The organism is Chryseobacterium sp. Marseille-Q3244, from assembly GCF_940807095.1.
Taxonomy (GTDB): domain Bacteria; phylum Bacteroidota; class Bacteroidia; order Flavobacteriales; family Weeksellaceae; genus Chryseobacterium.
Genome location: NZ_CALNWX010000022.1, coordinates 25,992 through 46,590, shown reverse-complemented (window position 1 = coordinate 46,590; position 20,599 = coordinate 25,992). Strand labels below are relative to the sequence as shown.

Annotated in this window: 22 protein-coding genes and 1 pseudogene; 18 read left to right on the top strand and 5 right to left on the bottom strand. The window is 35.1% G+C overall.

Features of this window, described 5'->3' with window-relative positions; genetic code table 11:
- The first annotated feature begins 11 nt into the window (after nucleotides 1-11).
- The 3 genes from NBX25_RS23000 to NBX25_RS22990 are packed head-to-tail and all read left to right on the top strand — an operon-like array spanning nucleotide 12 to nucleotide 2,456.
- Nucleotides 12-794, top strand: a complete 783-nt coding sequence (locus NBX25_RS23000; protein WP_123909890.1) for an alpha/beta fold hydrolase — start codon at nucleotides 12-14, stop codon at nucleotides 792-794.
- Between the two features lie 4 nt (nucleotides 795-798).
- Nucleotides 799-1,608: a hypothetical protein gene (locus NBX25_RS22995; protein WP_250255604.1), complete on the top strand. Its 810-nt coding sequence runs from the start codon at nucleotides 799-801 to the stop codon at nucleotides 1,606-1,608.
- Nucleotides 1,609-1,652: 44 nt separating this feature from the next.
- Nucleotides 1,653-2,456, top strand: coding sequence for a patatin-like phospholipase family protein (locus NBX25_RS22990; RefSeq protein WP_123909888.1), 804 nt, complete (start codon nucleotides 1,653-1,655; stop codon nucleotides 2,454-2,456).
- A gap of 66 nt (nucleotides 2,457-2,522) precedes the next feature.
- On the opposite strand, the gene NBX25_RS22985 is transcribed toward NBX25_RS22990, so the two are convergent.
- Nucleotides 2,523-3,527 carry a DHH family phosphoesterase gene (locus NBX25_RS22985; RefSeq protein ID WP_250255603.1) on the bottom strand — a complete coding sequence of 335 codons (1,005 nt, stop codon included), beginning with the start codon at nucleotides 3,525-3,527 and terminating at the stop codon, nucleotides 2,523-2,525.
- Nucleotides 3,528-3,762: 235 nt separating this feature from the next.
- On the opposite strand from NBX25_RS22985, the gene rpmH reads away from it, so the two are divergent.
- Entirely contained in the window at nucleotides 3,763-3,921 is a 159-nt protein-coding gene (gene rpmH / locus NBX25_RS22980) for a 50S ribosomal protein L34 (RefSeq protein WP_040997588.1), read from the top strand.
- Between the two features lie 155 nt (nucleotides 3,922-4,076).
- Complete coding sequence (locus tag NBX25_RS22975) at nucleotides 4,077-4,787, top strand: cell division ATP-binding protein FtsE (protein ID WP_123909886.1); 711 nt, start codon at nucleotides 4,077-4,079, stop codon at nucleotides 4,785-4,787.
- Nucleotides 4,788-4,831: 44 nt separating this feature from the next.
- Here the strand turns inward: NBX25_RS22975 and NBX25_RS22970 are convergent, their stop codons facing one another.
- Genes NBX25_RS22970 through NBX25_RS22960 form a run of 3 tightly spaced genes read right to left on the bottom strand, consistent with a single transcriptional unit; the run spans nucleotide 4,832 to nucleotide 7,576 of the window.
- Nucleotides 4,832-5,536, bottom strand: a complete 705-nt coding sequence (locus NBX25_RS22970) for a tRNA1(Val) (adenine(37)-N6)-methyltransferase (RefSeq protein ID WP_250255602.1) — start codon at nucleotides 5,534-5,536, stop codon at nucleotides 4,832-4,834.
- Nucleotides 5,536-6,990, bottom strand: a complete 1,455-nt coding sequence (locus tag NBX25_RS22965; RefSeq protein ID WP_123909884.1) for a sensor histidine kinase — start codon at nucleotides 6,988-6,990, stop codon at nucleotides 5,536-5,538. The genes NBX25_RS22970 and NBX25_RS22965 overlap by 1 nt, the downstream gene beginning before the upstream one ends.
- Before the next feature lies 1 nt (nucleotide 6,991).
- On the bottom strand, nucleotides 6,992-7,576 hold the full coding sequence (locus tag NBX25_RS22960) for a riboflavin synthase (protein ID WP_250255601.1): 585 nt from the start codon (nucleotides 7,574-7,576) through the stop codon (nucleotides 6,992-6,994).
- A 48-nt stretch (nucleotides 7,577-7,624) separates the two neighbouring features.
- Between NBX25_RS22960 and pdxA the strand changes: the two genes are divergently transcribed.
- The 7 genes from pdxA to rocD all read left to right on the top strand — a co-directional run bounded on the left by pdxA (nucleotide 7,625) and on the right by rocD (nucleotide 13,833).
- A complete protein-coding gene (pdxA, locus tag NBX25_RS22955) occupies nucleotides 7,625-8,716 on the top strand; it encodes a 4-hydroxythreonine-4-phosphate dehydrogenase PdxA (protein WP_123909882.1) in 1,092 nt (363 codons plus the stop codon).
- Nucleotides 8,717-8,800: 84 nt separating this feature from the next.
- The gene (locus NBX25_RS22950) at nucleotides 8,801-9,331 is read left to right on the top strand and encodes a YceD family protein (protein WP_123909881.1); all 531 of its coding nucleotides are present in this window, start codon (nucleotides 8,801-8,803) and stop codon (nucleotides 9,329-9,331) included.
- Between the two features lie 67 nt (nucleotides 9,332-9,398).
- Nucleotides 9,399-9,602, top strand: a complete 204-nt coding sequence (gene rpmF, locus NBX25_RS22945) for a 50S ribosomal protein L32 (RefSeq protein WP_002976251.1) — start codon at nucleotides 9,399-9,401, stop codon at nucleotides 9,600-9,602.
- A 127-nt stretch (nucleotides 9,603-9,729) separates the two neighbouring features.
- Entirely contained in the window at nucleotides 9,730-10,212 is a 483-nt protein-coding gene (gene accB / locus NBX25_RS22940) for an acetyl-CoA carboxylase biotin carboxyl carrier protein (RefSeq protein ID WP_123909880.1), read from the top strand.
- A gap of 93 nt (nucleotides 10,213-10,305) precedes the next feature.
- Nucleotides 10,306-11,661, top strand: coding sequence for an acetyl-CoA carboxylase biotin carboxylase subunit (gene accC / locus NBX25_RS22935; protein WP_123857964.1), 1,356 nt, complete (start codon nucleotides 10,306-10,308; stop codon nucleotides 11,659-11,661).
- Nucleotides 11,662-11,764: 103 nt separating this feature from the next.
- Entirely contained in the window at nucleotides 11,765-12,289 is a 525-nt protein-coding gene (locus tag NBX25_RS22930) for a YdcF family protein (protein ID WP_250255599.1), read from the top strand.
- Nucleotides 12,290-12,582: 293 nt separating this feature from the next.
- Nucleotides 12,583-13,833 carry an ornithine--oxo-acid transaminase gene (rocD, locus tag NBX25_RS22925; protein ID WP_250255597.1) on the top strand — a complete coding sequence of 417 codons (1,251 nt, stop codon included), beginning with the start codon at nucleotides 12,583-12,585 and terminating at the stop codon, nucleotides 13,831-13,833.
- Here rocD and NBX25_RS22920 read toward each other — a convergent pair.
- On the bottom strand, nucleotides 13,830-14,915 hold the full coding sequence (locus NBX25_RS22920) for a glycosyltransferase family 4 protein (protein ID WP_250255596.1): 1,086 nt from the start codon (nucleotides 14,913-14,915) through the stop codon (nucleotides 13,830-13,832). The genes rocD and NBX25_RS22920 overlap by 4 nt on opposite strands.
- 46 nt (nucleotides 14,916-14,961) lie before the next feature.
- Between NBX25_RS22920 and NBX25_RS22915 the strand changes: the two genes are divergently transcribed.
- The 6 genes and pseudogenes from NBX25_RS22915 (at nucleotide 14,962) to gltX (ending at nucleotide 20,571) form a co-directional block, all read left to right on the top strand.
- The gene (locus NBX25_RS22915) at nucleotides 14,962-15,996 is read left to right on the top strand and encodes a WaaS/CpsH family glycosyltransferase (RefSeq protein ID WP_250255594.1); all 1,035 of its coding nucleotides are present in this window, start codon (nucleotides 14,962-14,964) and stop codon (nucleotides 15,994-15,996) included.
- Nucleotides 15,993-16,958, top strand: a complete 966-nt coding sequence (locus NBX25_RS22910) for a glycosyltransferase (protein ID WP_250255592.1) — start codon at nucleotides 15,993-15,995, stop codon at nucleotides 16,956-16,958. The genes NBX25_RS22915 and NBX25_RS22910 overlap by 4 nt, the downstream gene beginning before the upstream one ends.
- A complete protein-coding gene (locus NBX25_RS22905; protein ID WP_250255590.1) occupies nucleotides 16,955-17,782 on the top strand; it encodes a glycosyltransferase family 2 protein in 828 nt (275 codons plus the stop codon). Before NBX25_RS22910 ends, NBX25_RS22905 begins: the two co-directional genes overlap by 4 nt.
- Nucleotides 17,783-17,831: 49 nt before the next feature.
- Nucleotides 17,832-17,987: pseudogene (locus NBX25_RS24950) on the top strand (IS982 family transposase); the annotation flags it as partial.
- A gap of 124 nt (nucleotides 17,988-18,111) precedes the next feature.
- Nucleotides 18,112-18,711: a hypothetical protein gene (locus tag NBX25_RS22900; protein WP_123909874.1), complete on the top strand. Its 600-nt coding sequence runs from the start codon at nucleotides 18,112-18,114 to the stop codon at nucleotides 18,709-18,711.
- A gap of 132 nt (nucleotides 18,712-18,843) precedes the next feature.
- Complete coding sequence (gene gltX, locus NBX25_RS22895; protein ID WP_250255588.1) at nucleotides 18,844-20,571, top strand: glutamate--tRNA ligase; 1,728 nt, start codon at nucleotides 18,844-18,846, stop codon at nucleotides 20,569-20,571.
- Nucleotides 20,572-20,599: the final 28 nt, after the last annotated feature.

The following is a 20,599-nucleotide window of genomic DNA, read 5'->3' as shown; positions in this document are numbered from 1 at the left end:
ATTTTGGAATCATGCTGAACTTTGAAAGAAAAGGAAATGGAAAAGAAACGTTAGTACTCCTTCACGGCTTTATGGAAAACCTATCCATTTGGAGCGATATGGAACCCCATCTTTCTAACACTTTTTCACTTTTAAAAATTGATCTTCCCGGTCACGGACAATCTGAGGTCCTGGGAGAAATCCATACCATGGAGCTGATGGCTGATGAAGTAAAAAAAGTGCTGGATCACCAGAACCTGGAAAAGGTACATTTATTGGGACATTCTATGGGCGGATATACATCTCTTGCTTTTGCAGAAAAATATCCTGAAACATTAAAGAGCTTAACTCTTTTCTTCTCTACTTATTTTGCAGATGACGAAGAGAAAAAACAACAGCGTATCAAAAGCTATAGAATCATTAAAGATGCTTTCCCCCATTATGTCAGAGCTGGAATTCCTAATCTATTCAACCCCAATGAAAGAGACATTCTCGAAGGTAAAATTGAGATCGCATTGGAAACAGCACTTTCCACAAACAATAGGGGAGCTCTTGCCTGCGTAAAAGGTATGGTGGAAAGAACAGATAAAAAACATATTATGCAAAATCTGGAAGCCAAAATTCTGGTTTTGGCCGGCAAACATGACAATGCCGTAAAAACAGATATTACGATCAAAAATCTTCCGGACAGAACGAATATCAAATCCTATATATTAGACTGCGGTCACAACGGCCATTGGGAAAAACCAGGCATCTGTGCCGAAATCATTAATACGGAACTTCTGCATAATCTTCCTAAAAAATTAGTATTGTAAAACCATGAGAATTGCTATTACTACCCTCCTTCTGCTTTCATTCTTAAGCTGTAAAAAGGAAAACCTGCCTACTCCCAGCACTCTAAATGATACAGTTCAGGTATCATCTCCAAAAACGGATACTGTAACAGCCATTCAGCCTAAGCAGGAGGTATTTAATTTTGAAACGGAACTATGTGATAATAAAGGATATTTCGACAGCAATAAATACTCCAGAAAAGAACTTGAAGACACTTACAAACTTTGGTTTGAACTGAGCGGATCTCTGTTAGACACTCCTTTCGTTCACAATCTTAAAGATCTTAATGATATAAGGAATAACAAAGAGCAGGTTCTGGCAAAACTGGATAAAGATTTTGCGGAAAGAAAAGCACAAATCATGAATCTGAAAGTTATCAATACCCCTTATTGGCAGAATGTTAAAAATAAGAGTCTTGAAGAGCTTGTTCAAACGTATGAAATGGAAAAAATTCAGATCATCGCTTACTCTGATCCTTCCATCCTTCTTAAAAACAATAGCTGCTCCAACTTTTCTAAAGCATTAAATTCAACCGATGAACAAAGATTTGCGGAGTGGAAAAAACTTCGTGAAGAGATGAGCAAAAGAAATAGTGACCCACAACGTATTATGAATCAGTTCAACGAACAACTCAATTCATCAGACAAAAGAGATTATGCTCTCATTGACCTGATTACATTTGGCTGGGGAAACTGTGCCAACGACAAAGTACAAAGAGTTACTCGTGATGAAAAAATGAATAATGAATTCAATACACTTTTCATTAAGATTGATTCTGAATGTGATGAACCCTAAACATTTAGAAAAATCCTGTATATTAGTAAGGTATAATTTTCTCGATGGGAATATTCTCGTTCAAAAAAAAGACACCACCGAAACCGCAGGTTATCGGACTTACACTTTCAGGCGGAGGAATGCGTGGAATTGCACATATTGCTGTTTTAAAAGCACTGGAAGAATACAATCTTAAACCTCATATTATTTCAGGGACCAGTGCAGGCTCCATCATTGCTGCTTTTTATTCATTTGGAAAAACACCGGATGAAATGATGGAAATTGTAAAACAGACTTCATTTTTTTCACGGTCTGCCTTGAAACTATCAAAAAATGGAATTTTCAGTTCTACTTTTATTTTAAAACTCTTCAAAGATTATTTCCCGGAAGACAACTTCAACATTCTGAAAATCCCTGTTTATGTTGCTACCACGGAAATGACTCATGGAATTGTTGATTTCTTCTCTGAAGGCGAACTTTTCACACCACTTTTGGCTTCGTCAAGTGTCCCTTTCATCCTGCCTCCGGTAAGAATGGGTGAAAAAATCTATGTAGATGGCGGCGTTCTTGACAACCTGCCTATTGAGCCCATTATGGATAAGTGTGATTTCCTGATCGCCTCTCATGTCAACTCCATAAGCTATGATGAATTAAATAAGATGAGCCTCATGAAAGAATTCGACCGGATTCTCCATTTAGCCATTGCAAAATCAGTCTATTCAAAGGTAAAGTATTGTAATATATTTTTAGATCCACCTAAAATGACGAAATATAGTCTTTTTAACAAAAAATATATGGACGAAATGTTTCGGCAGGTATACGAATATACTTGCTTGGAACTTGAGGAAAAGGGATATACCAAGGTTTGAGCGTTGGAGAATTTTAGGGGTTTAGACTATCACAAAATTGTATTATAATCTATCTCACAACTCTTTCTACAAATTCTCTTCGATCAGCCTTGTTTTAAATATTTCTATAGTTCCCGACAAAGAATCATTGGATTTACCCCCTGCTGCATTGATGTGTCCGCCACCGTTAAAGTATTTTCTGGAGAATTGGTTTACATCTACATCATCTTTACTTCTGAATGAGATCTTGATAAAGTCATCATACAGATCTTCCATAAAGAATGCGGACATTTTTACTCCGGCAATGCTTAATCCATAATTCACGAAGCCTTCCGTATCTCCTTTCTGGAATCCAAATTCTTTAAGTTCATTTCTTGTAAGACTTAAGATCGCCACTGTACCATCGTTCACCACCTCAATTCTTCCTAAAACCAAAGCAAGCAAATGAAGACGGGAAACGGTATTGGTATCCCAGGTATTGGAAGTAATCATCGCCGGATCTGCTCCTTTTTCAATTAGGTTAGCAATAATTCTATGCGTGGTAGCACTTGTTGAACGAAAACGGAATCCTCCTGTATCAGTCATAATTCCTGTGTACATACATTCTGCCATATCCTGATTCACCAGTTTTTCATCTTCCATTGCTTCAATAAAATGATAGATCATCTGTGAAGTAGCAGGAATTACAGTATCAGAGTAGACAAAATCAAATGGTTCCGGCTGTTGGTGATGGTCAATAAGAATTTTCTTCCCCTGAGCCTTTACCAGCCAATCTCCTAATAAACCGATTCTTGAAGGAGAATTAAAATCCAGACAGAAAATAACATCTGCAGCTGCAATCATATCAGCAGCCAGTTTTCTTTTGTATTCTGCAATAATTACTTTTTTAGCTTCCGGCATCCATTTCAGAAACTTTGGAAAATCGTTCGGTACAATCACCTCTGCATAGATTCCTTTTGCCTTTAAATAATGTTTCAATCCCAGACTGGAACCAATAGCATCACCATCCGGATTATAGTGGGTAAGAATAACTATTTTGTTTTCAGGGGTAAGTAATGTATTGATCTCTAAAAGTTCTGCTGGTGTAAACATCTTGTGTTTATTTTCGTTAAAATTTAAGTTTTCAAAGATAGAGCTTTTATATAAATCATTTAAATATTATTTTTGCAGGGAGAAATTCAGGTTTACATAAGGGTTTGTAAATATTTGAAAAAAAAACATGACAGATAATTTTAAAAAAAGATAATTTAAGTTTGTATCTTATAAAAAATTATATATCTTTGCAACCTGAAAATTAATAGATTAATTACGATTTAAACATATAGTAATGAGTAAAAGAACATTCCAGCCATCAGAAAGAAAAAAGAGAAACAAACACGGTTTCAGAGAAAGAATGTCTACGCCAAATGGAAGAAGAGTTTTGGCTGCTAGAAGAGCTAAAGGCAGAAAGAGTTTAACTGTAAGTGCTTCACGCGCTAAGAGATAATCTTTTTTATTATCATATACAAAAAATGCTTGAAAAGTTGCTTTTCAGGCATTTTTTGTTGTTAAAATTTATTAAAATTAGAGTCAAATAGACTTCTTTTTTTTACTTTTAAAGATTGAAAATTTTTTGTTTGAAATAGCCTTTAAAATTAAATTATGCCACATACAAATATCTCCGGAGACAATATTATAAGTTTACAACACGCAAAAATTGCACAAAAAAACTTTACTGTTCTTTCTGATGTAAATCTTAACATTAAAAAAGGTAGATTCTGCTATCTTATTGGAAAAACAGGTTCCGGAAAAAGCTCCCTTCTGAAAACGCTTTATGGGCATATCCCATTAGCATCAGGACACGGATCTGTGGTAGGTTTTGATCTGGCTAAACTAAAACCATCTGACATTCCTAACCTAAGAAGAAAATTAGGAATTGTATTCCAGGATTTCCAGTTACTTTCCGACAGAACTGTTGAAAAGAATCTGAAATTCGTACTGGAAGCTACAGGATGGAATGATAAAATAAAAATAGAAGACCGAATCAATGAAGTATTAGGAAGTGTGAACATGAAGAGCAAAAAGCACAAAATGCCACACGAACTTTCCGGAGGTGAACAACAGCGTATTGCGATTGCAAGAGCCCTTCTTAACCACCCGGACCTTATCTTAGCGGATGAGCCAACAGGAAACCTTGACCCTGAAACTTCCAACGAAATCATGACCTTACTAAAGCAGGTTGCCCTTGAAAACGGAGCAGCTGTAGTAATGGCAACACACGATTACCACATGATTCAGAACTTCCCTGGGGAAGCCATCAGATGTGAAGATGGAAAAGTTTCGGTATTGGATACCGCAGAACTATTTGAATAAGAATAAAAGACTTAGAAACTAATTACAAAATCCATTTTTATTTTCTAGTTTCCAGCCTTCTTAAAAACATGAAACTCTTTAGTGAGTTCAAGATATTGGTCCGAGTATTTTCTCGGACTTTTTTCTATAATAAATTCAGATTCCAAAAAGTTTTTTTCCTTGGAAGAAAATTCCAGAACCAATCTTTTTGCTTTTGAATTCTCTATACCTTTGATATTAACTCTTCTGCTCAGAAACAGGTTATTTTCTTCAGCAATTGAAGTAAAGACCTCTCCGGCCTCAATAGGAATAATCACTGAAAGAAGTCCATATTCACATAAAATTGGGGCAGATTGAGCGATAAGCTGTCTGAAATTCAATTCTACCGTCTGGCGTGCAATTTTATCTTTATCAGATCCTGATTCTTCAAAATAAGGTGGATTTGAAACGATCAGATCAAACTGTTCTTCAGTCTCAAAAGTTTTAAAATCCTGATGAATGTTTTTCAGCCTTGCATGAAAAGGGGAATTTTCAAAATTAAGTTTTGTCAACGCTACCGCTTCTCCATTGATATCCAGTCCTAAAAAATCTGCCCGTGGATTCCTTTGAGCTAACATCAACGAGATCAAGCCTGTTCCCGTTCCGATCTCCAAAACACGAAAAGCAGACTTCACATCTGCCAACGCTCCAAGCAATACCCCATCTGTTCCTACCCGAAAGACCTCTTTGGATTGCTGAATTTCAAATTGTTTAAATGTAAAAGGCTTCACTATAGATTGGTAGGCAATGTAATGATAAATGTAGACCCTTTTCCTACTTCTGATTTCACTGAAATTTCTCCTTTATAATCTTCGATCATTTTTCTTACCATGGATAAACCAAGCCCCATTCCACTGGTTTTGGAGGTAAAATTAGGCTCAAAAATCCTTTCATACATACTTTCAGGAATCCCCACCCCATTATCCTGAACAGAAACAATTACTCTTCGCTGATGCTGTTCTACATCTACATTGATAATTAATTTTCTTTCATCACTTTCCGCCTGCTTGGCATTCGTAACAAGATTGGTAATAATTCTGGAAAGATAAATTCTATCCATATTAATCATAATATTACTCTTGTTGGCATGCATGAAGATGCTATCATCATTAAATACACGAAGGATATCTTCTACTTCTGTATTCAGATTGATGACTTCATTATTTTTCTCAGGAAGTTTAGCAAATTCAGAGAATGCAGAGGCTACAGTAGCAATCAGGTCAATCTGATCCACCATTGTTTTACTCATCAACTTAACTCTTTCTCTGATATTCGGATCTTCGGGATCAAATTTTCTTTCAAAATTCTGAATGGTAAGCTTCATAGGAGTAAGTGGGTTCTTTACTTCGTGAGCAACCTGTTTTGCCATTTCTCTCCATGCTTCCTCGGAGGCTTTAAACCTTAACCTTTCTTTTTGATCCTGAATTTGCAGAATCATTCTGTTGTAAGCCCTTGCCAGAGCATTCAATTCGTCATTTTTATAATATCTGATAGGACGCATTTCATTTTCAAACAATGTAATACGTGTAATCATATCAGAAAACTTCGTGATGGTTTTTGCCAGGCTGTTGGAAGTCACCCAGCTTATCCAGATACTGAACAGGATAAGAAATATATCTACTAAAAGAATATATTTTACATACTGATGCAATACTTCCAGATAAGCAGATTCATTATGATATAAAGGAATATAAACGACACCTATTGGCTCCAGCTCATTGTTCTTCAATAAAAGATATGAAGAGGTAAGCTTAGCTTCTTTAGCAGCATCGTATCTGGTCATATCAACCCTCGCGTCTGTAGACAGGATTTTGTTGATAATTTCTATAGAAAGTGTTTTCTGATCAATCAGGCTTTCATCTTTATTGGAAAGCAGATAATTCCCTTTCAGATCGTAAATAACAATATCGTGCTGGTTAATATCTGCAATCTCAAAGATTTTATTACCTAAAACCTTCGGCAGATCTTTTGTTTCTACCAACGTACGGCTTACGGCATAATCCAGATACCTCATTACAGCATTGGTTTTCTCCTGCATATCGATATTACTCTGCTGTAGAGAGTTATTTCTCAATACAAAATAAGGAACCAGTGATGTTGCCACAACACTTAAAAAGCATACCAATAAGAACCCGAAAAATACACGGTTCCTTAAACTATATCCTTTATATTTATTTAATGACATCCTACTTTTTAATTAACCTAGCAATATACTTACCAATGATGTCAAATTCAAGGTTCACTTTATCACCGATTTTCAAGTGTTTCATATTGGTAAATTCCCAGGTATAGGGGATAATAGCTACCGAGAACTGAGTTTCTTCACTTTTTGTTACGGTTAAACTGATTCCATTGACAGTAATAGACCCCTGAGGTACAGTTACAAAGTTTCCGTCTGATTCGTATTTCATGGTAATAAAATAGCTTCCGTCTTTATTTTCGATTCCGACTACTTCTCCTGTTTTATCAACATGTCCCTGAACGATGTGCCCATCCAGTCTTCCGTCCATTTTCATGCAACGTTCAAGATTGACAACGGTTCCCAGTTCCCATTTTCCAAGATTGGTTTTTTCAAGGGTTTCGTTAATAGCTGTTACTACATATTGATTGTCTTTAATCTCAACCACTGTTAGGCAACATCCGTTATGTGCAAGACTTTGATCAATTTTAAGTTCGTTTGTAAAAGGGCATGTCAGGGTGAAATCTATGTTGCTTCCTTTTTCTTCAATCTTTTCAATAACACCAACTGCTTCAATAATTCCTGTGAACATATTATTTTTTGCTAAATTTGTAAATTATAATCTTCAAAGATAATCAAAATGAGCCCAAAAAACCATAAAGTACGAGTAGGAATTTCAATCGGTGATTTCAATGGCATCGGTCCGGAGATCATCATGAAGTCTCTGACAGACAAAACCATTACGGATTTTTTCACTCCTGTAATTTTTGGTTCCGGAAAATTATTTACTTATCAAAAAAACATTTTTAAGCTGAATCTTAATTTCAACTATGTAAATGAAGCTTCCCAGGCACAAGCCGGCAAACTGAATATGGTGAACCTAACCAAAGAAAATGTTAACGTTGAATTGGGAGTTCCTACAGAAGAATCTACTCAAATGGCTATTGATTCTTTAGAAGCTGCAACGGAAGCTTTGATAAAAGGAGACATTGACGTTTTGGTCACCGCTCCCATCAACAAGGATGAAATGGTAAAAATGGGCTTTAAGCATGCCGGACACACTGGATATTTTGAAGAAAAATTCAGTAAAAAAGGATTAATGTTTCTGGTGACAGAAGGTCTTAAAGTAGCGGTGTCTACCCATCATATTCCTATTTCTCAGATCGCAGAGAACATTTCCAAGGAAAAGATCAAAAAGCAGATCAGAGTATTGAACCAGACACTTATTGAAGATTTCTGCATTCAAAAACCTAAAATTGCCGTATTGGGATTAAATCCCCACGCAGGAGACGGAGGAGTAATCGGGACCGAAGAAATAGAAATCATCAGCCCGGCTATTCAGGAACTTTCGGATAATGGAATTCTGGCATTCGGACCTTTCCCGGCAGACAGCTTCTTCCAGCCGAACAAATACAAAAGCTTTGATGCAGTCTTAGCAATGTATCACGATCAGGGATTAGCTCCGTTTAAAACTCTCGCTTATGAAGAAGGTGTAAATTATACAGCAGGCCTTCCTTTTATCAGAACTTCTCCGGATCATGGAGTGGCATATGACATAGCGGGGAAAAACATTGCAGATGAACAAAGTTTTACAGAAGCGATCTTCACAGCTATTAAAGTTTTCAACAACAGAAGTGAATACAACGAGCTGATGAGCAACCGCCTTCAGCCAAGAAAAATAGCTGTTGACAACGGAATTGACGAGGATCTGCCTGAGGAAACTGAAGCATAAACCGTTAAAACAAATTTTAAATTAATTTGTTTTAGATTTTATTTGTTATTATAAAAAAAATGCATATTTTTGCACACTCATTTTATGGACAAGTTAAGAAACTATGACGTAAGCTTTTCCGGACTTAAAAACGGGAAACACGAGTTCAAGTTTGAGATAGATAATACGTTCTTTCAATTATTTGACACTGAGCAGGAATTTACAAATCCTAGAATAGAAGTACAGGCATTACTTGATAAGCATACTACTTTTCTGGAATTTGAGATTAAAATAAAAGGATTGGTTGAGTTGGTTTGTGATATCACAAATGAAGATTTCGACTATCCTATTGAGAATGAAATCAAAGTTTTGGTGAATTTTGGGGAAGAATACGATGACAGCAATGAAGATGTCATTACAATTCCTACAGGAGATCATGCTTTTAATATCGCACATTTGATATATGAAAATGTCATGCTTTCTATCCCGATGAAAAAAATATCACCGAATGTAAGTGATGAAGATATAAAAATTCTTGACCAGTTCAGTCCAAAAGAAATTGAGGAAACTGAAGAAGAAGAACATGAAAGCGACCCGAGATGGGATGCTTTAAGAAAATTAAGAGACAATAATTAAATAGAATAATTTAAATATGATGAGATGATGAATCTCATCGCTCATCAATTAAAAAAGTTATTAGAAAATGGCACATCCAAAGAGAAGACAGTCGTCGACAAGAAGAGATAAGAGAAGAACTCACTACAAAGCTGTAGTTCCTCAATTAGCTAAAGATGCAACAACAGGAGAGCTTCACCTATACCACAGAGCTCACTGGCATGAAGGAAAATTGTACTACAGAGGTAAAGTAGTATTGGAAAAAGAAGTAGCTGCTACTGAAGAAAACTAAGAGTCGCTTTTCACTGAAAAAGCCTCATTTTAATACAAAAACCGCCCAATTTTGATAAAATTTGGCGGTTTTTTGTTGTTTTTTACGTTTTTTTGGTATCTTTGGATCAAAATCAAATATCAAATTTATGGACATTAAAGACATACAAAATCTTATCAAGTTTGTATCTAAGGCTGAAGTTTCAGAAGTGAAGTACAAGACTAAAGATTTCGAAATCACTATTAAAACTCCATTAGCTGGAAGCGATGCTGTTTATGCACAACCTGCAGTATACCACACAGCTCCACAAGCAGTAGCTGCTCCAGCACCTGTTGCAACTCCTGCTGCTGCACCTGCTGAAAAAGCTGAAGCTGCATCTGATGACAGCAAATATATAACGATCAAATCTCCAATGATTGGTACATTCTACAGAAAACCATCTCCTGATAAAGATGTATTTGCAAATGTAGGTGATGAAGTTTCTGTTGGTAAAGTAGTTTGCGTTATTGAAGCAATGAAGTTATTCAACCAGATTGAATCTGAAGTCAGCGGAAAAATCGTTAAAATTTTAGTTGACGATGCTACTCCGGTAGAATATGACCAACCATTATTCTTAGTAGATCCATCTTAAGGAATTTTAGATTAAAGATTATAAATTTTAGATGAAGTCTTTTCATTTAAAATAATTTAAAATTCAAAATTTATAATTTAAAATTTCGGAGAGATGTTCAAGAAAATATTAATAGCCAATCGTGGCGAAATTGCAATGCGTATTCTACGTACTTGTAAAGAAATGGGGATCAAAACCGTAGCGGTATACTCTACTGCTGATAAAGACAGTCTTCACGTAAGATTTGCTGATGAAGCTGTTTGTATTGGTCCTGCAATGAGCAAAGACTCATATCTTAAAATCCCTAATATTATTGCAGCAGCAGAAATTACCAATGCTGATGCGATTCACCCAGGTTATGGATTCTTATCAGAGAATGCTAACTTCTCAAGAATCTGCCAAAAGAATGGAATCAAGTTCATCGGAGCTTCTCCTGAGCAGATTGAGAAAATGGGAGATAAGGCCAATGCCAAGGCTACCATGAAAGCTGCAGGTGTACCATGTGTACCTGGTTCTGACGGATTGATTGAATCTTATGAGCATGCTGTAAAAGTTGCTGAAGAAACAGGATACCCTGTAATGATTAAAGCAACTGCCGGTGGTGGTGGTAAAGGGATGAGAGCCGTTTGGAAAGCTGAAGACCTTAAAGATCACTGGGAGTCTGCAATTCAGGAAGCTGTAGCTGCCTTTGGAAACGGAGGTATGTATATGGAGAAACTGATTGAAGAACCTAGACACATCGAAATTCAGGTTGCAGGTGACCAATTTGGTAAAGCTTGTCACCTTTCTGAAAGAGACTGTTCTGTACAGAGAAGAAACCAAAAATTAACGGAAGAAACACCTTCTCCGTTTATGACTGACGAACTTCGTGAAAAAATGGGTGATGCTGCTGTAAAAGCTGCTGAATTTATTGGATACGAAGGAGTAGGAACTATCGAATTCCTTGTAGACAAGCACAGAAATTTCTATTTCATGGAAATGAATACAAGAATCCAGGTAGAACACCCTATTACTGAACAGGTTATCGATTATGACCTTATCAGAGAACAAATTCTTCTTGCGGCGGGAACTCCTATTTCAGGAATCAATTATTACCCGAAATTACATTCAATCGAATGTAGAATCAACGCAGAAGATCCATATGCAGACTTCAGACCGTCTCCAGGAAAAATCACAGGATTAAATATTCCTGGCGGACACGGAATCAGAGTAGATACTCACGTATACTCCGGATACAGCATTCCTTCTAACTACGACTCTATGATTGCTAAGCTTATCACTACGGCTCAAACCCGTGAGGAAGCGATTGCAAAAATGAGACGTGCACTTGAGGAATTCTATATTGAAGGAGTAAAAACAACGATTCCTTTCCACAGACAACTGATGGATAATGAAGATTATCTTGCAGGAAACTACACTACAAAGTTCATGGAGGATTTTGTAATGGATAAGAAATATGATAATCATTAAGATTATTTAAAATAAAAATTTTAAACTGCCTCTCTTTGGGGCAGTTTTTTATTTTCGTATATATTAATAACAAGATATGCTGACCAAAATTTTAAAATCAATTATGATAGCCGGCTTCTTCTGGTTTATGATTCATGCTCTGTATATTACTTATGATGGGCTTACGAATTCTAAACAAAAAGCAGACCTTGCTGTAGTTTTCGGGAATAAAGTGAACGAAGATGGCAGTCTTTCTCTACGATTACAAGCAAGATTAGATAAAAGTATTGAACTCTATCAGAAAAACCAAATCAAAGAGATCCTGGTTAGTGGTGGTCTGGGCAAAGAAGGTTACTGGGAAGGCACGGAAATGAAAAAGTATCTGGTAAAAAATAAAATACCTTCAGATAAAATTCTTGTGGATAACTTTGGAGACAACACTGAGAAGACCGTTATCAATACCATAAAAATTGCTGATAGCCTAAAGTATAGCAGTATTATTTCAGTTTCACAGTTTTATCATCAGACCAGAATCAAAAAACTGTTCAGGGAGCATCATGTTGAAAATATTGAAGGTTCAAGTCCGCTCTATTTTGAAATAAGAGACTCCTATTCAGTTTTCAGGGAGTTTTTCGCTTATTATTTTTAAAAAAACAACAATATATCTGAATCTGTCCAGAAAATCAAAAAAACTGATAGCTTTCACCTCTACCTAATATAATTCTCTCACTCTCAACCCATTTCCAGATTAATGAAAATTAATCTGGAAAAATCCGCTTCTTATAAAGATATAATACCTGCTACAATTGACCAGCAAAGAAAATATTCTCTGATCCCACTATATTTTGCCTCAAAATTTACTTCAGTTCTGATCTTTGACTGCATCAGGTATTTGTTCATTGATCTCATTAATATTGCGTAAATTTGTAAAAAACCAACAATATGTCAACAGCAGAAACAACAAAAAATTCACAGTACTTTATTGACCTTGAAGACAAACATGGAGCGCATAACTATCATCCTCTACCAGTAGTTCTGGACCGCGGAGAAGGTGTTTTCGTTTGGGATGTAGAGGGCAAAAGGTATTATGATTTTCTTTCAGCATATTCTGCTGTGAATCAGGGTCACTCGCACCCTAAAATTGTAGAAGCTTTGGTAGAACAAGCTAAAAAACTGGCTTTAACTTCAAGAGCATTCTACAACTCGAAATTAGGAGAATACGAGCAGAAGATCACAACTCTTTTCGGGTTTGACAAAGTATTACCGATGAACTCCGGAGCTGAAGCCGTAGAAACCGCGGTGAAGCTTGCCAGAAAATGGAGCTATGAAGTAAAAGGTATTTCAGAAAATGCTGCAAAGATCATCGTTTGTGAAAATAATTTCCACGGAAGAACAACCACTATTGTTTCTTTCTCCAATGATCCTGATGCTAACCAAAATTACGGACCTTTTACCCCAGGGTTTATCAAAATTCCTTACAATGACATTACCGCACTGGAAGAAGTATTAAGCAGAGAAGCAGGAAATATTGCAGCATTCCTTGTAGAACCTATCCAGGGAGAAGCAGGAGTGTATGTTCCGGATGAGAACTTCCTTAAAAATGCTTCTGAGCTGTGTAAAAAATACAATGTCCTTTTCATTGCCGATGAAGTGCAGACAGGTATTGCAAGAACAGGAAAACTGATTGCTTGTCATCATGAAAATGTACAACCGGATATTTTAATTCTTGGAAAAGCCCTTTCAGGAGGAATGTACCCAGTATCAGCAGTATTAGCCAATGATGAGATCATGAATGTGATTAAGCCGGGACAACACGGTTCTACATTCGGAGGAAACCCAATTGCCTGTGCCGTAGCTGTAGCTGCATTAGATGTAGTAGCTGATGAAAAATTATCTGAAAGAGCAGAAGAGCTTGGTCAGATTTTCAGAGCTGAGATCAATAAGTTGATCGAAAAAACAGATCTTATTACCAAAGTAAGAGGAAAGGGTCTTTTAAATGCTATTTTAATCAATGACACTCCGGACAGCTCTACAGCATGGAATCTTTGTTTACAGTTAAAAGAAAACGGATTGCTTGCAAAACCAACACACGGTAACATCATCAGATTAGCACCACCTTTGGTTATTACGGAAGAGCAATTATTAGACTGTGTAAAAATTATTGAAAAAACTATTCTGGAATATAAAGCTTAATTTTCCTTCAGAACAGATTCATAAAACTTAAGATAATTATTGGACATTGCGGTATAACTATATTGCTCTGTCCAATTTTTTATTTCCTGGCTCATTTCTTTTTCATTGCTATGGTAAAGAGCCATTTTCTCCTGAAACAGCTGAGCCATTAATTTCGGTTCAAAACTGTCAAAATAAAAAGCTTTATCTCCTCCTATTTCAGGAAGACTCGTATATGTTGAAAGAAATACAGGCTTACCAAAGGCCATAGCTTCAATCGGCGGAATCCCAAAACCTTCTGCAATAGAAGGATGGCACATGGCTTCGGAATGCTGAATTACTGCATATTTCTCTTCCTCAGAAAGATTTTTAAGAAAATGGACTCTTTGTTCCAGGTGCAGTTCTTTAATTCTTGTTCTCACTTCTTGCCCGTACAATAATTTCTCATCTGAAGCAATAAATACAAGATCTTCTTCTATATAAGGAAGCATTTCAACCAAAGTCAACTGATTTTTTTTGTTGAAAAGCACTCCAATGTTTAAAATATACTTTTTATCTTTTAAATAGCCGTATTTACCCAACTGATATTCTCTATCTGCTGGGAGATCAATTCCGTTGTGTATAACCACAACATCTTTTAGTTTAGTAAAATTAAAAAGCCTCTTATTGCGAATAAAGCTCTCTTTTGCATACTCAGAAATACAAACAATATAGTCTGCATTTTTTACATTACTTCTAACTTTCCCAAGCATTTTTCTCTTTTTAGAATTGGAAAGATTCTCATACAGAAAGTTCAGATCATGCAGAGTAACAATTTTTATTGTGCTTTTATAATTTCTATGAAAGTACGAGGACAGCTGGTGACTTACATGAATAAGATCAAACTCGCCGCTAAAACGCTCAAAAAAACGATGGGTTTTATTCCAGAAAACACAATTAGGCTTAGGCTCGAATTCCTCAAGCTGTTCTTTTTTCCCGAAAAAAAATATTTCAAACTTAGAATTCTCCTCCTGTAAACCTTTTGCCAGATTTCTGAATACATTCGCAATCCCTGAATTAGGATATCGGAGGCGTTCAAGATCGATCAAAAGTTTCTTTTTCATATTTTTTTTGCAAATATATATTTATTATTTTTGTTTAAAATTTTGGATGAAAAAAAAAATAGCACTATTAATTCCTCATCACTTTAATTTATACAACAGTATTGTAAAAAATTTAGAACTTAATAATTATAACGTAGAATTATTAGTTTTAACTGATAAAGACTTCAAATATAAAAATATTGGAGAAAAGCTATCAAATTTCGTACAAAAAACCTTTTTTAAAAATAAAAATTTCAAATCTCAGCTAAGAGTTAGACGACACTCTGAGCAACTTTTAGAAAAACTAGCCCATATAAAGGAGCCTTTAGACTATACTCTTGTCATTCGTCCTGATTATTTTACCAAGGAATCACTGGCTCTGTTGAAGCAAAAATCCAAAATTTTTACAGCCTATCAGTGGGACGGCTTCCAGAGATATCCAGGAATTGTTGACTATATAAAACTTTTCGATCGTTTTTTCGTGTTTGATAAAGATGATTATTTTCAGTATAGAGATCAATATTCCAATCTATTTCCTACTACAAATTTTTATATAGACAGCTACGAAAAGTCTGATAAAAGTTCTAAAGATGAAGTATTTTTCCTGGGAAGTTATTTAGAAAACAGAATTGATGAAATAATCTCTATTGCTGATTATTTTGAGAAACAAAAAATTGAGACCAATATTCAGATAGTATATACCAGAAGTAATATTCCTGAAAAACTGGTTGATTCTCCTGTAAAAATCAGAACTCAAATCCTCACATATTCTGAGATGATCTATGAGATTCAAAAATATAATTACCTGTTGGAGTTCCATAACACCAGCATACATAATGGATTATCATTCAGAGTATTTGAAGCGTTGTGTTTTAAAAAGAAACTCATTACCAATAATCCGGAAGTAAAAAATTACGATTTTTATCATCCAAATAATATTTTGGTTTGGGAAGGGCAAAATTATGATGATATTATTCCTTTTCTAGAAAAAGAATACGTGGAAGTCGCTCCAGATATTTATAAAAAATACGCTTTCAGCAATTGGATCCGTTATGTATTTAATGACCAGCCTTATCAACCTATAAATTTTAAAGAAAATTGAAAACATCTGTTGCTCTTTGCACTTATAATGGTGAAAAATATTTAAAAGAACAGCTAGATTCGATTATCAATCAAACCTATAAAATAGACGAGATTATAGTTTGTGATGACCGATCTACTGATATGACGCTTTCTATTTTGAAAGAGTATGATTCCTTATTTCCTGGTTTATTTCAGATTCATGTTAATGAGCAAAATCTAAGAAGTGTAAAAAATTTCGAAAAGGCTATTTCTCTATGTAATAATGATATTATCTTTCTAAGCGATCAGGATGATCTGTGGCAGGAAAATAAAGTGGAAAGTATTATTTCTTACTTCAGGAACAATCCTGATACCAATGTTATTTCAACCAACGGCTGTTGCCTGCTCAATAATGAGATAGACTGCAATAGGATTTCGGTTTGGGACATTCCTAATGTATTGAATGAGGAAAAAATTAAATATAATTATTTTGAAATCATCAGTTCAATTACCAATATTGCTACCGGAGCCACCATGGCCATAAGAAAAAACTTTATTCCACAATTTTTTCCAATTCCGGTGTATCATGATTTCCACCATGATGAGTGGATTGCATTGGTTTCATCCTACTCTTCTTCCTTTTCTTTTCATAATGAAAAACTGACTTATTATAGAATTCACGAAGATCAGCAGGTAGGTTTAAACTTCTTTAAACTTTCTATTGCGAATCTAAAAGCTTTAACTGCCGTTTACCGAAAGTCTAAGTTCGATGAATATAAAAGAGCAATTAAAGTAACCATTACTAATTATAACAAAAAGAAAGCAATTCTTCAGAGCAATACCCTCAAAAAAGAATTTGTAGACATTTTAGAGAAAGGGCTTTCTGTAGATTTGGAAAAAATTGAACAGCTTAGCAGAAAAACAAAAAAAGAGTTTCCTTTCCAATATATCCTTTTAATGTTAAGCAATATATTCACTAACAAACGTACAATAAACCAATGATAACAACATCCATAATTGTTCCTTGCTACAATCAGGAAAAATATTTGAGTGAAACACTGGATTCTGTATTGGCTCAAACGTCTCAAAACTGGGAATGTATCATTGTAAATGATGGTTCCACAGATCATTCTGAAAAAATCATTGATGAATATTGTCAAAAAGATCCCCGTTTTATTAAACTCAATCAACACAATCAGGGTCTTTCTGCAAGCAGAAATAATGGAATTAAACTTGCAAAAGGAACTCTTATTCTTCCACTGGATGGTGATGATAGAATAGGAACACAATATCTCGAACTGGCAGAGAAAGAATTTACAAAGAATCCGCAACCCAAGCTGGTGTATTGCAAAGCAGAGTTTTTCGGGGCTAAAAATGAATTTTGGGATCTTCCGGAATACAATTATGAAAAGCTTTTATTTTTAAATCATATCTTTTGTTCTGCTATTTTCAAAAAAGAAGATTACTTAAAAACTTCCGGATATGACACGGATATGAAACTTGGATATGAAGACTGGGAATTCTGGGTTCAGCTTTTAAGGAAAGATGATATTGTTGTACAATTAGATTCTATCCAGTTCTTTTATAGACAAAGAGAAGATTCTATGGTAAAATCTTTACATGAAAGTAAAGTAAAACGACATCAGATGGAATGGCATATTTTCACCAAACATCGTGATATTTATGGTCAAATGTTGAATTCTGATATGTCTCTGGCAGAAATAGAGCATGTATTCAATCTTCGCCAAACCTTAAAAAAAATAAAAAAAACCTTTACGTACAAAACCATTTATAAAGTTGAACGTGCTATAAGATCTCTTTTTTAGAAAAATAAATTATAACTTGAGAGCAAATTACGAAAGAATTTTAGAAGTTTTTATAAGCAAGACTGAAAGAATAGTTGATAATTGTCGAAGAAGAAAATTAGTGAGTTTTACAAATATGATAAGGTTACAGTTATCTGAAATATTTAATGGATTTGAAACTTATTTCATTGTTGACAGTATGCCTTTGGAAGTATTTAAAATCTCAAATAAGTGAGTTAATACAAGTGTAGATATTCATACAAACGCCCATCATTATTAACAAAATTAATATTATTTTATTCACCGAATATAGAAATTTAATTATCTTTGCCGGAAAATTATAAATTTCCATGACAAAACTATTAAAAATTTCAACTTTAACTTTATTAACGTTAGCCATCACATCATGCTCAAGAGAAACCGATTCAATGACGGAGCAAACCCCTGTACAAACTGCCAAAAATATGAATGCACAGGAAAAAATTTCATTGACAAAGACTGAGGTACTTGCTGAAAGCCACAGAATATCAAGCCTTAATGCTGGGCAATCTTTAGTTTTAAACTACGGAAATGTGAACTTACATCTAGATCTTCAATTTGATTCTAACCTGGTCCTTTATGCAAGTCCTATCAATTTTTGGGGACCAGTACCTCATCCTGTAAAATGGGCATCCAATACAAATTTGGGTAATGGTGTGGCTCAACCTTTTTTAAATGCACAAACCGATGGTAATTTGGTATTATACAAAGCACAGCCCTATGTTTCAGGAAATGCTATATGGTCTACAAATACATATTCTGGAACCGTTTCAAATCCTAGATTTAAACTTCAAATCATTAAAAAAACGCATGCAATAAATGGTACCCGCTATTATGCAACTTTTATTCTTGAAGGAAATGATTCTGAAAGACACGAAATTGCCGTAGAGGACATTACAAATATCTATTAAATAAAAACTTTTCAACATAAAAAAACTATCTGTTTTCAGATAGTTTTTTTTTATGCTTTTCTTACATAATCAAATGAAACAATTTATTTTTCAAGTTACTTTAAGTAAATTTGCACCAAAATTTAAATTGAAATGGAGAAAGTAAGAGTACGTTTTGCTCCAAGTCCTACCGGACCTTTACATTTGGGAGGCGTAAGAACTGCATTATATGATTACCTTTTTGCTAAAAATCAAGGGGGAGAATTTGTATTAAGAATTGAAGATACAGATACCGCCAGATATGTAGAAGGAGCTGAAGAATACATTGAAGAAGCTTTAGAATGGTGTGGAATCATCCCTGATGAAAGTCCTAAGAAAGGAGGAAAATTTGCCCCTTACAGACAATCTGAAAGAAGAGATATTTATGACAGATATACTGAGCAGATCTTGAAAACAGATTATGCTTATATGGCATTTGATACTCCGGAAGAATTAGATGCTGTACGTGCAGAATTCGAAGCAAACGGAGAAGTTTTCTCTTATGATAATAAAACGAGAAACCGTTTAAAAAACAGTCTTGCGCTTTCTGAGGAAGAAGTTCAGAAATTATTGGATGAAAAAACACCATATGTGGTGAGATTCAAAATGCCTGTAGACAGAGTATTGAATCTTGAAGATATCATCCGTGGAAAATCTGCGGTTAATACCAATACGTTAGATGATAAAGTTCTGGTAAAAAATGACGGAATGCCAACTTACCACTTCGCTAACATCATTGATGACCACGAAATGGAAATTTCTCATGTAATCCGTGGAGAAGAATGGCTGCCATCTCTAGGACTGCATACTTTATTATATGAAGCAATGGGCTGGGAAGCGCCGCAATTTGCTCACCTTTCATTAATATTAAAGCCTGATGTTTCAACGTTAATCAACAAAGATAATATTGATGAGATCACAAAATCTTTCACCGATGAATTTGTGGTGAAGAATGGTCAGTTTTCTTTCGATGAGTCTGCACCGATCATCAAATCATTCTTTGCGGAAGTAAAAAGCCCTAGATTCAAATCTATGTTGGGCGAAAATGATAAAGATAATCCACTAACTGCTGCAGTAAAGCAATTTTTAAAGAAAGGGCTTTCAGGAAAATTAAGCAAAAGAGATGGTGATAAATTTGGATTCCCTGTATTCCCGCTTGACTTCAAAGACCCTGCAACAGGTGCTGTTTCTAAAGGATACAGAGAAAACGGATACCTTCCTGATGCATTCATCAATATGGTAGCATTATTAGGATGGTCTCCGGCAGATGATAAAGAAGTTCTTTCTTTAGAAGAAATGGCTAAGGAATTTGATCTTCATAAAGTTCACAAGGCAGGAGCAAGATTCAGCAAAGAAAAATCAGAATGGTTCAACCATCAGTACATTCAGATGAAGTCAGATGAAGAACTTCTTGAAATGCTTAAAAACTCAGGCCTTGATTTATCCAATGCTTCTGACGAAAAGCTATTAAAAGTAATTCCTCTGATGAAGGAAAGGGCTACTTTCCCTAAAGACATCTATGAAAACGGAAAATTCTTCTTTGAAGCCCCAACCTCATATGATGAAAAAGCATCTAAAAAAGCATGGAATGACGAAACATCTGCTATTTTAGGAGAATTGGCTACCCTATTCCAATCTACAGACTTCGTTGCAGAAACAATAAAGCAAACGATGCATGATTTCGCGGAAAATAAAGGCTTGGGAATGGGTAAAGTAATGATGCCACTTCGTTTAGCTTTGGTAGGAGAATTGAAAGGCCCAGACGTTCCGGACATTCTGGAAATCATTGGAAAAGAGGAAAGTATCGCCAGAATAAGCAATGCTATAAATAATTTTAAATAAAATTACCATAATTTTTCATACATTTGAA